Annotated in this window: 15 protein-coding genes; 13 read left to right on the top strand and 2 right to left on the bottom strand. The window is 48.2% G+C overall.

What is annotated here, in order from left to right:
* The first annotated feature begins 221 nt into the window (after positions 1 to 221).
* The 13 genes from HWQ67_RS00180 to cobD all read left to right on the top strand — a co-directional run bounded on the left by HWQ67_RS00180 (position 222) and on the right by cobD (position 11,920).
* A complete protein-coding gene (locus HWQ67_RS00180; protein ID WP_218250612.1) occupies positions 222 to 1,163 on the top strand; it encodes a DUF1566 domain-containing protein in 942 nt (313 codons plus the stop codon).
* A gap of 200 nt (positions 1,164 to 1,363) precedes the next feature.
* Entirely contained in the window at positions 1,364 to 2,083 is a 720-nt protein-coding gene (locus tag HWQ67_RS00175; protein WP_218250611.1) for a hypothetical protein, read from the top strand.
* Positions 2,084 to 2,509: 426 nt separating this feature from the next.
* The gene (locus HWQ67_RS00170) at positions 2,510 to 3,049 is read left to right on the top strand and encodes a YeeE/YedE thiosulfate transporter family protein (protein WP_255317041.1); all 540 of its coding nucleotides are present in this window, start codon (positions 2,510 to 2,512) and stop codon (positions 3,047 to 3,049) included.
* Positions 3,050 to 3,075: 26 nt separating this feature from the next.
* Positions 3,076 to 3,705, top strand: a complete 630-nt coding sequence (locus HWQ67_RS00165) for a YeeE/YedE thiosulfate transporter family protein (RefSeq protein ID WP_218250609.1) — start codon at positions 3,076 to 3,078, stop codon at positions 3,703 to 3,705.
* Between the two features lie 48 nt (positions 3,706 to 3,753).
* A complete protein-coding gene (locus tag HWQ67_RS00160) occupies positions 3,754 to 4,149 on the top strand; it encodes a hypothetical protein (protein WP_218250608.1) in 396 nt (131 codons plus the stop codon).
* A 110-nt stretch (positions 4,150 to 4,259) separates the two neighbouring features.
* On the top strand, positions 4,260 to 4,595 hold the full coding sequence (locus HWQ67_RS00155; RefSeq protein ID WP_218250607.1) for a TusE/DsrC/DsvC family sulfur relay protein: 336 nt from the start codon (positions 4,260 to 4,262) through the stop codon (positions 4,593 to 4,595).
* A gap of 133 nt (positions 4,596 to 4,728) precedes the next feature.
* A complete protein-coding gene (locus HWQ67_RS00150) occupies positions 4,729 to 5,496 on the top strand; it encodes a respiratory nitrate reductase subunit gamma (RefSeq protein WP_218250606.1) in 768 nt (255 codons plus the stop codon).
* Between the two features lie 13 nt (positions 5,497 to 5,509).
* Entirely contained in the window at positions 5,510 to 7,099 is a 1,590-nt protein-coding gene (dsrK, locus tag HWQ67_RS00145; RefSeq protein WP_218250605.1) for a sulfate reduction electron transfer complex DsrMKJOP subunit DsrK, read from the top strand.
* Between the two features lie 2 nt (positions 7,100 to 7,101).
* A complete protein-coding gene (locus tag HWQ67_RS00140) occupies positions 7,102 to 7,623 on the top strand; it encodes a hypothetical protein (RefSeq protein WP_218250604.1) in 522 nt (173 codons plus the stop codon).
* A gap of 104 nt (positions 7,624 to 7,727) precedes the next feature.
* Positions 7,728 to 8,801: a type IV pilus twitching motility protein PilT gene (locus tag HWQ67_RS00135; protein ID WP_320414233.1), complete on the top strand. Its 1,074-nt coding sequence runs from the start codon at positions 7,728 to 7,730 to the stop codon at positions 8,799 to 8,801.
* Positions 8,802 to 8,869: 68 nt separating this feature from the next.
* The gene (locus HWQ67_RS00130; protein WP_218250603.1) at positions 8,870 to 10,057 is read left to right on the top strand and encodes a type IV pilus twitching motility protein PilT; all 1,188 of its coding nucleotides are present in this window, start codon (positions 8,870 to 8,872) and stop codon (positions 10,055 to 10,057) included.
* A gap of 90 nt (positions 10,058 to 10,147) precedes the next feature.
* A complete protein-coding gene (locus tag HWQ67_RS00125) occupies positions 10,148 to 10,624 on the top strand; it encodes a response regulator (RefSeq protein WP_218250602.1) in 477 nt (158 codons plus the stop codon).
* Positions 10,625 to 10,870: 246 nt separating this feature from the next.
* Complete coding sequence (gene cobD, locus HWQ67_RS00120; protein WP_218250601.1) at positions 10,871 to 11,920, top strand: threonine-phosphate decarboxylase CobD; 1,050 nt, start codon at positions 10,871 to 10,873, stop codon at positions 11,918 to 11,920.
* Positions 11,921 to 11,966: 46 nt separating this feature from the next.
* On the opposite strand, the gene HWQ67_RS00115 is transcribed toward cobD, so the two are convergent.
* On the bottom strand, positions 11,967 to 12,248 hold the full coding sequence (locus HWQ67_RS00115) for a type II toxin-antitoxin system RelE family toxin (protein WP_218250600.1): 282 nt from the start codon (positions 12,246 to 12,248) through the stop codon (positions 11,967 to 11,969).
* A complete protein-coding gene (locus HWQ67_RS00110; protein WP_218250599.1) occupies positions 12,226 to 12,405 on the bottom strand; it encodes a hypothetical protein in 180 nt (59 codons plus the stop codon). Before HWQ67_RS00110 ends, HWQ67_RS00115 begins: the two co-directional genes overlap by 23 nt.
* Positions 12,406 to 12,614: the final 209 nt, after the last annotated feature.

The raw sequence follows: 12,614 nt of genomic DNA, 5'->3' as shown, positions 1-12,614 counted from the left end.
GTTTTTTTGAAATTTTTTTTTAGCTTAACACCTACAGTGGTTAGAGGAGGGATTCTCCACAAAGAATGGCTTTATTGGCAGGATTGCATTCTTAGCTTAACACCTATGCCCTCCGCCCCCCCCCGCAAGGGGACCAGTCCCCTTGACCCCATCCTTGCGATGTAGGATAGCATCCAGGGCATGTGGATTTTTTTGTTGTCGCTGGTATACAATAAGTCAGAATGAAACCGGGGTATGATGTTTTTATAAGTTACGATAGTGCAGACCTAAGCGATGCTAATAAACTTGTGAACAGTTTAGAAAGCAGAGATATCAGGTGTTGGATTGACCATCGTGATCTGCCTCTTGGTTCAAGTTGGGCTAATGAGATATTTAAAACGATGACAGAAAATCCTGAGCTATTGGTTGTTGTTCTCATATCTGCAAACACTTTACGATCAAGGTACGTTGAAAAAGAAGTTGCCGTGGCGGATGCAAACAATGTTTCTGTAATACCTGTGCGACTCAAGGATATTAAACTCATGGGAGCACTCGCCACTCATCTGAGTACCAATACATGGATAAATGCCTTTAAGGTTGGTATTGACACTGTTGTCGAAAAAATAAGTGTTGAAGTGAACAAGCGTAAAACTCCAGCATCTAACTTAGAGTCATCTCCAAAACCGAAATCTACGCCTACGTCATTAACAATGGAGGAAAGGTTTGTGGATAACGGCGACCAAACTATAACCGACACATCAAATAGACTAGTGTGGACAAAAGACGCTAACCTTACAGATCGCAAGACTTGGCAAGGGGCGAAAGACTATGTTGAGTCGATGAATAAGGGAACGGTTGAGAATTTTGGCTACACAGACTGGCGATTGCCAACTATCCAAGAGTTGTATAGCCTTTGCATGACGGATGGTTCCACTACAGGTTTAGATGCAATCCTAAGTAGCGGCAATTGGGTATATTGTAACGGCAAGGAAGTTAATGTTGCATCATTGCTTACTGGGGCTGGATTTACTAGTGTGCAGTCTGGCGTCTACTGGTCGTCTACGTCCTACGCTAACGATACGTCCCGCGCGTGGGTCGTCAACATGTCCGATGGCTTCGTCTTCGCCAGCGATAAGTCCAACTACAACTATAACTATGTGTGGCCGGTTCGTTCTGGACATTGATTATTCGGTCATTTGGCTATTTGGTTTTTTGTCTTTTCTTGGGTGCAGGGCGTAAGCCCTGCCCTATTTTTTTGCAGATTGTTCGGTTGCATGTAACTTTACCATAGCATCCGCCTAAAATAATATTTCACGCCGCATTTGCCAACCCACTATGGAACATGCTATTGTATATATAGCAAGCATAAAGGTAGGATTATACGATGCAGATGATACTGGAAGCACGGATTGACCGGTTAGAAAACCTCATGGCGGAGGTGATAGAACTGTGCAGGGACTTGAAGACCGAAGCAGCAGAGCGTGATCGGCATTTTGAGGAATACATTCGGCAGGAAAAAGAGGAGATGGATGCCTTTCGTCAAGAAATGAGAGATATGGAGACTCGATTTGAGCAATGGCTTAAACAGAATAAAGAAACACAACAAGAGCAGGCTCGAAAGGATAAAGAAGAATGGAGGAAAGAACTGGAGAGGCAGATCAATAAATCAAATGCTGATAACGCCAAACTGCTCGGAACTCTCGTTGAGAACATAATGGCGCCTGGAGCAAAGCCATTGGTAAGACAGTACTTTAAATGTGAGCCCGATGACTTTCGTGTAAGGGCCATGAAAAGGAAAGGTGCCAATAACTGCGAGGTTGACATCCTGGTCATCTGTGAGGACAAGGCCTTCATGATAGAGGTCAAATCCAAACCTGATGGCCGTGATGTAAAGAAAATACTGGACAAGGCAGAGACACTATCGACCTTTTTCAGCGAATGTGCTGATAAACAAATAATCCCGATGCTGGCAAGCACACTTGTTGATGACAATATCATAACCTTTGCGACGAGAAAAGGACTATACGTTGTTGCATACAGACAATGGGAATACCTGGACATCCTGAACTTCGATGAGCTAAATAAAAAAGACACCTCTGCCTGAGCTAAAAGCCTAACCAGTCAGTTAACCTCAGACCCTGAACGGCATCCCTTTTATTTTCTTGTCAGGTTTATCATAAGTTCGCATAGATTTTTTGGCATGGTTCATATTCCGGTTAACAGTTTGGAAATATTTCAGGGTGCAAAGAATTTTTTGCTGTAAAAAATCCTGTGATGACATATATATACTGATCGGATTCGAGTTTTTTAGGGTATCAAAATTGCTTGCATACAAGAAAGAAAGGGGCGGCTCCGCCCTCCTTCAGAACCCCCTGCAAGGGGACCAGTCCCCTTGACCCCATAATGCTTAATATTGTCATCACAGAAATGTTTACAGGAAGAAAATATTCGCCGCGACAAAAACAATAGTAGCAATTGTTAGATGTGATTGTTGTATAATAGCTGATGACTAAAGTACAGAGGACAGAGAATGCTTTTCCTTAGACGGAAGACTTGGTGGCCGGTAATAGTGGGCATTTTATTTGCGCTGATAGAGGTGGCATCGTTTTACATCTCAAAGAGGCCACTTGGTGCCTCACGTGGGTATACGGTTATAGGGTCAATCCTGGAGTACGTGATATGGCCCACACATGCCGCCAATGTCACGTATTGGCAGTCGTATGAGCCATACGTTGAGTGGACGATGGCCCTGTTGGTGGGGATCGTACTGGGCAGCTTTGTCTCCTCGGTGTTGTCGGGGGAGTTCAGGTTGAGGTTTGTCCCTGAGATGTGGCGTGTATCAAAGGGGCCATCGATACGCAATCGTTGGCTTTGGGCCTTCATCGGGGGGATACTGGTGGGGTTTGGCGCACGCATGGCAATGGGCTGCACGCTGGGTATGTTGATAGCCGGGGTGATTCAGCTCAGTCCGGCAGGGTTTATCTTTATGATGTCCCTGTGGATGGGCGGGGCAAACATGACGGTGTTATTCTACCGGTTGAAGACAATTGCTTTAATTAAGAGGGATTGACTATGGATTCTATGATATCACGAATAATGAACACATTTGACTCATCAACGCTGGAGTCCCTGTATGGGGCATCGAGCCTGTGGGGGGGATTGCTGCTGGGTGCATTGTTGGGATTTATCCTGCAAAAGGGCAGACTCTGTAAATATAGCGTCGTATCTGGCATGTTCCGGATGCAGGACTTTACCTTCTTTCGGGTGGGGACGCCCCTGCTCATGATAGGCATGGTGCTGGTGTACTTCCTCAAAGACGTCGGAGAGGTGGAACTGTACCTGCCCAGGACCGTTCTCCTGGCACAGCTCATCGGTGGGGTGATGTTCGGAGCCGGACTGGCTATCAGCGGCTACTGCCCTGCCATAGCAGCCGGGGCGCTCGGTGAGGGAGCACTGGATGCCTTGCCCACAATGGCAGGGATCGTCGTCGGAAGCATCATCTACGCCGAAGTCTACAACGAAAGCCTCTTTGACAGACTCATCTCCTACATAGACCTCGGACGGGTGACGTTCCAGGACATCTTCCTCGTCTTTAACCACTGGTTCTTTATCATGGGATTTGTAATCATGTGCGTGATGTTCCTCATCGGTATCAGCATGTACGACGAATTCCTGAAGGTCTCTTTTAACATAATTGGCCGGACAACAAAGTTCTTTAAAAAGTAATCAAATGATCTTTGACTTTATTATTGTGATGAAAGTATAATACGCTACATGGGTAAATATGGAAACAGACCACGAGAGGATAAGGCATCCTTAACGGAGCCACGGTGTCCCTTCTGTCGGGAACTCTTCGACAGACCCTACACCATATCCACCAGTTTGGGGTTTTTCACCGGTGGCCGGTGCCTCTGTGGCGCCATCTACGTCTTTGATGCCTCAAACAAAAACCTCGGTGAGGCCTTCATGGATGCCCTCAGCTATGCCTGCGGAGAGGACTGGGACGTCGCTATGTCACTGCAACCCGATACGGACTATCAGGAACGCTCCGTTACGTACAACAGCCATAGCCACTGCGTCTCAAGCAAAAACGCCGATCTGCCCAGTGCCAGAGAAAAGGCCGGAAATATGATCTTTGTCAAGGTCGGGAAAGAACAGCTTGACAGATGACGGATTGAAATATTTTAATCCATACAAATTAGTTAAACATTGGCAAATTACAGAGTTTTTTTTGATATAAGGGAATTTCCCGAATAAATTGCAATATTGGAGGATAAAACATGCGTACATTGGAGTTCCAAGGTAAAAAGATTGAGCTTGACGAAGACGGCTATTTGACAAACCTCAACGACTGGACAAAAGAATTGGCCGATCTGCTGGCCAAAGAGGACAGCCTCGATTTGACAGATGCCCACTGGGAGGTAATCAACTTCCTCCGCTCATACTATCAACAGTACCAGATTGCCCCTATGATCAAGATTCTGGTAAAAGAGATCAAAAAAACAATGGGTGCAGACAAGGGCAACACCAAGTACCTCTATCAGTTGTTTCCGGATGGCCCCGCAAAACAGGCATGCAGATACGCCGGCTTACCAAAACCTACGGGTTGTGTATAGAGGGTCGCTCCGACGACACTGTCTTATAGTTAGCGTAAAAAGAGGTATGCAAAGGGAGGCGTCTGATAGCTTCTGTCAGGCGCTTCTTTTGACTGGAAAAAAACAAACTACATAAGAAAGAAGGAATAAAGAAATGGGGGGCATAAAATTTATTGTTGACATGGGTTTAAGTTCCTTGGTTTATGCGGCAGTATTTATCTTTGCAGCAGGAGTTTTTTATAAGGTCTATTTCGAGTACTACAAAACACCTCAACCCTTGAAGATACCACAGACACCTCAACCGACAGATTCCTTTGGGGTTTTTCTAAGGATGGCCGGGGATGTCTTGTTCTTCAGGAGCTTGGCCAAGGGAACAAAATTGCTGTTTGCCGCCGGATGGTTGTTTCACTTCACCTTTCTGCTATTGTTAATCCGACACCTGAGATACTTCATCTATCCGGTCCCGGGGGTGGTTGTAGCCCTTGGTAGTATTGCCTTCTTTATAGGCATTGTGATGTTGTTGGCTATGTTGGTACTCGTTGTCAGAAGATTCCTCGATGAAAGAACCCGGTATGTTACGTTACCGGCAGATTACTTCGTGCTCTTTCTGATCATTGCAATCGTGGTTACCGGCATCATGCTCAGACACGAGCCGTTCAGACCGGATATCATGACCGTAAAGGCCTTCATCATGGAACTGATGAAACCTCAAACACCCTTTAAACTTCTGACCATGGAACCGCCTCATGCACCAACAGATTGCTTACTGTTTGCCGTTCACGTAGGACTCGTGTGTTTATTGCTAATCTACTTCCCATTTAGCAAACTGATGCACTCGGTTGGCTACTTCTTTAGCCCAACCAGAAATATGGTAAATAACCCAAGAACCGTAAGATATATAAACCCCTGGGATAAGGGATAGGAGGAGGCAGACAATGGCTGAAGAAAAAGCTCCACACCACGACGGAGCCGACAAATCCCCAAATGACATAATACAAGAGTATATCAAGTTCGAAAAGCTTAAATACCACCCAGTGGAGCTGACCGGCGAAATAAACGTACCAAAACTTACCCCGAACTCCATGGTTATGGTCAAACCGCAGTTGCTGACGTCCAAGGAATCCCTGGAGAGACTCGGCTATCCAACCGAAGGCCTCCGCCCCGATTGGAAAGAGGTTTTTCTTGCAAAAATGGACGAAATACTCAAGAAATACAGATCGGTAAAACTATTTCTTGATATATGCGTCAGATGCGGCGCCTGCACCGATAAATGTCACTACTACCTGGGCACTGGCGACCCCCTGAACATGCCCGTGGCTCGCCAGGAACTCATGAGACGTGTCTACAGACGCTACTTCACCATCCAGGGAAAACTCTTCGGAAGCAAGTTTGTCAACGGCGAAGACCTATCCGAAGAACTCCTGGCCATGTGGTATACGTACTTCTACCAGTGCTCTGAGTGCCGCAGGTGTTCGGTCTTCTGCCCCTACGGCATAGACACGGCTGAGATCACCATGGCAGCCAGAGAAATACTCAACAGCGTTGGCATAGTGCAAAAGTACATGCACGAAATCATAGACAAGGCCCAAACTATCGGTAACAACCTCGGTATGCAACAAAATGCCATCGTAAACGCCTTGGAGTTCGTTCAGGATGAACTGATAGAGACCACGGGCATAGAGGATATCCGCATCCCCATCGACGAAGAAGGCGCAGATGTGTTGTTTGTGACACCCTCGGCAGACTTCTTTGCCTCTCCACACATAGAGTCGCTCTATGGCTATGCCAAGGCGTTCCACCAGGCCGGTATCAGTTGGACAATGAGCACACACGCATCCGAAGGCGGTAACTTCGGCATGTTCATCCACAACTACGGACACATGAAAAAGATCAACAAACGTATATGGGAAGCCGCCCGTCAATTAAAGGTTAAACGTGTCATCGGCGGCGAATGCGGACACATGTGGCGCGTCCTGTCCTCGTTCAGCAACACCATGTTTGGCCCCTTCGATTATCTGGAACCAAAGTACCCAAGACCACAACATATATGCGAGTTCACCCTGGACCTCCTCAAGCGCGGTGCCCTCAAAATTGACAAGTCGGCAAACGAAGAATTCACCGTTACCATGCACGACTCCTGTCAGGTGGCCAGAGGACTTGAAATGGGCGGAACGGAGTATGGACAGTTTGAGATTCCACGTGGCGTTATCCGTGGCGTGTGCGACAAGTTCGTCGATATGCCCGAACACACCATCAAGGAACGCACGTTTTGCTGTGGAGCCGGACAAGGACTCCTGGGCGATGACATGCTCCCCACAAGGGTCAAGGGCGCCATGCCACGAATGCAGGCCTATCACCACGTAAAACGCGAAAACGGCGTCAACTTCCTCGCCCTGATCTGCGCAATATGTAAGGCTCAAATGTCCAAGATGCTGCCCACGTATGGATTCCCGATGGAAGAGGCCGGCGGTATTCATCAGCTCGTGGGAAGGGCCATAGTACTCGGTGCAAAGGAGGGTATATAATCATGAAAAACACTCGTAGACCAACCTTGAATCTCATGCTGCTGTTGCTGTGTATCATATCGCTGATTGGATGCAGCGTCGAAAAACCCACTTTTGAGGGAAGCGGCGAGCTGGTTATGGCAAAGCCAACCGGTGTTGACCTTATGCCTTGGTATCACACCCCAATTGGAAAATTCAGGGGCAACCATATGAACATGATTGCCTCGGGAAAGATTAAGGCCGAGGGCTGTCTGCCATGCCACAATGAACCTGACAAGTTCTGCAATAAATGCCACGACTACGTTGGTACCAAACACGTCTTTACCGATAAAAAGACTATCAAAGAGGCCCTCAACCTCGTAGTAGACCCCAATATACCACCTCCGGATAGTCATAAAGACAAAGACGCCTGGAGGACAACACACGACAACGCCATCATCAAGGGAGATGATAAATTAAGCGATTGCCTGGGTTGCCACGCAGAACCTGAAAATTTCTGCAACCAGTGTCACGCCAGTGTGGGCATACGTAAGATAAACAAGTAAGAACGCAATTAAATGGAAGGGACGGTAGGGTATGGTGCCTGTGAGACAGGTGTCGTGTCCTCCTTACTCCCCTCCATAAACCGTAAAACGACAGGAGGCTAACAGTGGCAAGGATAGATGCCTTTTTTAAACTGATGAAGGAACAGGGGGCATCAGACTTACATATGGTTGCGGGCTCTCAACCAATCCTGAGAATACGCGGTGAGATGGAACGCGTTAAGTACAAGGAAATGGAAAACGAAGAGCTAAAGGGAATGCTCTATGAGATCGCCCCCGAAGACAGGGTTAAGCATTTTGAAGAAACAGGGGATATAGACTTTGCGTATGAGATATCGGGTCTGGGCAGATTCAGGGCCAACTTCTTTAATCAAAAGTGGGGCATTGGTGCTGTTTTCAGACTGATCCCTAGTGACATTATGACGGTTGATCAGTTGGGTTTGCCTCCGGTGTGCAAAAAGTTTGCAGGGCTGAACAAGGGGCTTGTCCTCGTAACCGGTCCAACGGGTAGCGGTAAGTCAACCACCCTGGCCGCCATAGTAGACCACGCAAATAAAACGCGCAAAGACCACATCCTGACCATCGAGGACCCCGTCGAGTTTGTCCACAAGAGTCAAAGCTGCATAGTCAACCACAGGGAAGTTGGAACGCATACAAAGTCGTTTACGGCAGCCCTCAGAGGGGCACTCCGTGAAGACCCCGACATCATACTCGTTGGAGAAATGAGAGACCTCGAAACAATCCAACTCGCCCTCGAAGCTGCTTCCACCGGTCACCTCGTCTTTGGCACCCTGCACACACAGAGCGCCACCAAGACGGTTGACAGGGTCGTGGACGTGTTCCCGGCCAATCAACAGGCGCAAATCCGTACAACCCTCTCGGAGGCCCTAAAGGGTGTCGTGGCACAGTCGCTGTTTAAACGGGCAGATAAAAAAGGCCGATGTGCTGCCCTGGAAATCCTGGTTATCACCTACGCCGCAGCCAACCTCATCAGGGAGGCAAAGACCCCGCAATTGGCATCCGTCATGCAAACGGGTAAAAGACTCGGTATGCAGACACTCGATGATGCCATCCTCGACCTCCTCAACAAGGGATGGATCAGTGCCGAGGATGCCTATGATAAATCGATAGACAAAAAACGCTTCGTACAATTCCTCAAAGAACCCCCACCGGAGTTCTAACGACCAGACACTATAATAAGTATGTGGTTAACGCTTAAACAATTAATAGAGAAACAGAGGTGTAAGCTGTGAGAAAACCTGAAGTAGACAACATTATGTCGACGATGCTCGAAAGTGCGGCCAACGTCTCTGACCTCAACCTCACCGTGGGCAAGCCGCCACAGGTTGAGTCCTCAGGGGTGCTGCTGCCGGTGAACTTCGATGAGGTGTCGTTAAAGACCCTGACCGCTTTTCAGACGGAGGTCTTTGCCCTTAACCTTGTAAACTCCGACAGGCGTCTTACGGAGAATCTCATAAAACAGGGATCGTGTGACCTGTCGTACTCGCTGCCGGGCAAGGCGCGTTTCAGGGTAAATGTGTTTTCGCAGAGGTCAACGTACTCCATCGTGTGCAGAAAACTCGAATCACGTATCCCGACTCTTGCCGACCTGAAGCTACCAAAAGTCCTCGGCCACATAGCAGAGGAAAAAAACGGCCTCGTCCTCGTAACCGGCGCCACGGGCAGTGGTAAGTCGTCAACCCTGGCCGCTATATTAAACATCATCAACGAACAAAAGGCCGTCCACGTCCTCACGCTTGAGGACCCCGTGGAGTTTGTCCATCCTCACAAAAAATCAACCTTCAACCAGCGGGAGATGGGCACGGACTTTGACGCCTTTGCCAGCGGTCTGAGGGCGGCACTGCGACAGGCTCCAAAGGTAATACTCGTCGGTGAGATGAGAGACAGAGAGACCGTGGAGATCGGCCTTACCGCCGCTGAAACCGGACACCTCGTCCTGTCCACCCTGCACACAATTGACGCAGGACAGACTATCAACAGGATCATCGGTATGTTTGAACAAGAGGAAGAAGTGCTGATCAGAAACCGCCTTGCAGATACAGCCAGGTGGATTGTCAGTCAGCGACTGCTTCCCAAGGTGGGAGGTGGCAGAGTGGCTGCCATTGAGATCATGCGCACAAACCTCCGTGTCAAAGACAGTATCATCAACGGTGAGTCCGAAGGTAAGACCTTCTACGAAATCGTTGACGGCGGCGACACATACGGTATGCAGACCTTTGACAAGTCCATCATCAACCTCTACAAGGTGGGACTCGTAAATGAAGAAACGGCTGTAGCGTATGCCTCACGAAAGGCCATAGTGGGCAGAGGCATTGACAACGTTAAGAGTGCAAAGGGTGAAAAGACTACAGACATTGATGGCCTGAGTCTGGATAAGGATTACTCAAAAAAGGTCAAGGCCCCCGTAAAAAAATAGGCGCCGGCAACATAAATTGTACGGACATCAGGTTGTGCTAAATCAGATTATTATGCTTAACACGTATCAAGATAAGGAGGTAGGGAACCAGTGATAGAGGAGAGGATTGCATCTGAGCTTGAATACCATGAGGATGGCCTTAAAAACTCCCTGATCTGCGATGAACGTCCCGATAACCAAAAACGGATGGCCCCTGCGCTCAGAGAGTTGAACTACAACATACGGGTTGCCAAAGACATTGATGATGTCTATGAATGTCTGAAATATCAACGCTTTGACGTCATCATCCTCAATGACAGCTTTGGCGGGGGCAGCAGTGAAAACAACGAGGTTCTTGACTACATACAGACCATGCCAATAGCCGAACGGAGACTCATCTTTGTAGCCCTTGTCGGAAATGCCTATAAGAGCCTTGATAACATGACGGCTTTTGCCAAAAGTGTTAACGTGGTAATAAACGATACTGACTTAGCTAACCTCAAGGCTATGTTAAAAAGGGCTATCGCAGACAACGACAACTTCTACCGTGTATTTAAGAGCGTACTGACAGAGTTGGGCAAGCTTTGAATACCGTAAGTACATGGACAATTGAGCATTATGGGGTCAAGGGGACTTCTTCGTGCCCGGGGCGGGTGCGACTTTCAGCCAGGGGTTGCCAACCCCCCGCTGCGACAAGATTGCGCCTCGCCCCTCCCCTTGCAGGGGGGTCTGAGGGGGGCCAGGAGCGCATTGAGCCGGGGGGCGCTGCCCCCTCCTGGAGCGACAAGAAGCGGAGCCGCCCCCTTCTTTCTTCTTTGCTTGCCCCCTGAGGACATGCAGCACGGGGGTGACATCTATGGGTTGGCCTCACAGTTGAGGCTTGCGGAGCGTAAGATTGTTGATTTCAGCGCCTCGATAAACCCACTTGGGATATCCAAAAAGGTAAAGGCAGAGATACGGATACACCTGAAATATCTGCCCAACTATCCAGACCCCCAGTGCAGACGCCTGCGCAGGCATCTCGCCATTGCCCTTGGGGTGGATGCCGCCAATATCATCTGTGGAAACGGTTCAACGGAGCTGATATATCTGATTGCAAGGGTAGTGCGGGCACGTCGTGCGCTGGTGCTGGCACCAACGTTTATGGAGTATGAGCGGGCACTGCTGGCAAGTGAGGTCGGAGACGTAAGGGTCGTACAGTTGGAGGAGAATAGTGGTTTCAGGCTGGACGTTGATGCCTTTAAGGCGGCAATGATAGGGTGTGGGTTGGCGTTTCTGTGCAATCCAAATAGTCCGACGTCGCAGTACCTCACCAGGGCCGAGGTGCTTGATATCGCAGAGTGCGCCAGACAGTGGCAGTGTCTGTTGGTTGTGGATGAGGCATTTATTGACTTCCTGCCACAAGAGAGCGTTGTCAGTGAGGTCGCCAACAACCCCTGGCTCATCGTACTGCGGTCTATGACCAAGTTCTATGGGTTAAGTGGTCTGCGCCTTGGCATGGCAGTGATGGACACCCGGTACGTGGAGTTGCTGGAGCACTACAAGGAACCTTGGAGCGTCAACACGCTTGCCCAGCGTGCAGGGGTCACGGCCCTCAACGACAAGGCCTACGTCAGGCAGACCTTTGAGGTGCTCAGGCAGGAAAAGAGTTACGTTGAGGGGTGGCTCACAAAAAAAGGAATTCAATTTTACCCATCGGAGATAAACTTCTACCTGCTCAAGGACGACAGGGCACCGATGCTCTATGAAAAACTCCGGGCTAAGGGAATCCTACTGAGAAACTGCGCAGGTTACAGTGGCCTCGACAACCGCTTCCTCAGAATAGCGGTCAAGGCACACAGCGAAAACACCGTCCTCTATAAGGCCATGTCACGCCTGCTGTGAGAGAGCGGTAGCACAACAATCAACCGTGAATGCCATCAGAGGTTAACTATCTATAAATATCCTTCTCTTTATATACAATAACTATACCCTCACGATGTCCAATAGACATAACAATGACTTCTTCGCCTTCAACGAAAAAGATGGCTCTGTAATCATCATTCAGCCTTACACGATAGTACCCTTTGAGGTTACCGTTCAGAGATTTTATCTTCATGTTATCAATCTCATCAACCATTGTTTTAAATTTGTTCAGTATGCGTTTAATAATTGGAGGATCAAGACTCCTGAGTTCAGCTTTGGCCCGATCAGATAATATTATCTTTTTCAAGTTCCTTGATAACTTTGTCTAATGGGGTACCATTTTTATCTCCGCGATGTGATATTAGATATTGCACGAGTTCTTCCTTTAACTCTAAATTCTCATCGGGATCATCACTCTTGCCGCTATACTTATTTTCAACAATATCTGCTATAATTCCATTCATTTTCTGACCTCCATACCGATTAATATTAACATGTTCTAAGACTGTTTGACAAGTAGTGGTTTCGCTCAGGGGCAAAACAAATTCACCGTGCATCTGGAAATCTAATATTGACAACACTTTTTCCTATATGGTAGCATACCGGATAGTTCCTGTTTCAGAGTTTTATAGGGCAAGAGTACGGTAATATTGCAATATTGAGAGATGGTGCG

It is taken from the genome of Candidatus Magnetobacterium casense (genome assembly GCF_019173545.1).
Lineage (GTDB): Bacteria > Nitrospirota > Thermodesulfovibrionia > Thermodesulfovibrionales > Magnetobacteriaceae > Magnetobacterium > Magnetobacterium cryptolimnobacter.
This window is presented reverse-complemented; position numbering and strand designations above follow the sequence as displayed.

Excerpts from the sequence above, each read along its gene's own strand:
- HWQ67_RS00180 (WP_218250612.1), top strand. The coding sequence starts at position 222 with ATGAAACCGGGGTATGATGTTTTTATAAGTTACGATAGTGCAGACCTA.
- HWQ67_RS00175 (WP_218250611.1), top strand. The coding sequence starts at position 1,364 with ATGCAGATGATACTGGAAGCACGGATTGACCGGTTAGAAAACCTCATG.
- HWQ67_RS00170 (WP_255317041.1), top strand. The coding sequence starts at position 2,510 with ATGCTTTTCCTTAGACGGAAGACTTGGTGGCCGGTAATAGTGGGCATT.
- HWQ67_RS00165 (WP_218250609.1), top strand. The coding sequence starts at position 3,076 with ATGAACACATTTGACTCATCAACGCTGGAGTCCCTGTATGGGGCATCG.
- HWQ67_RS00160 (WP_218250608.1), top strand. The coding sequence starts at position 3,754 with ATGGGTAAATATGGAAACAGACCACGAGAGGATAAGGCATCCTTAACG.
- HWQ67_RS00155 (WP_218250607.1), top strand. The coding sequence starts at position 4,260 with ATGCGTACATTGGAGTTCCAAGGTAAAAAGATTGAGCTTGACGAAGAC.
- HWQ67_RS00150 (WP_218250606.1), top strand. The coding sequence starts at position 4,729 with ATGGGGGGCATAAAATTTATTGTTGACATGGGTTTAAGTTCCTTGGTT.
- dsrK (WP_218250605.1), top strand. The coding sequence starts at position 5,510 with ATGGCTGAAGAAAAAGCTCCACACCACGACGGAGCCGACAAATCCCCA.
- HWQ67_RS00140 (WP_218250604.1), top strand. The coding sequence starts at position 7,102 with ATGAAAAACACTCGTAGACCAACCTTGAATCTCATGCTGCTGTTGCTG.
- cobD (WP_218250601.1), top strand. The coding sequence starts at position 10,871 with ATGCAGCACGGGGGTGACATCTATGGGTTGGCCTCACAGTTGAGGCTT.
- HWQ67_RS00110 (WP_218250599.1), bottom strand. The coding sequence starts at position 12,405 with ATGAATGGAATTATAGCAGATATTGTTGAAAATAAGTATAGCGGCAAG.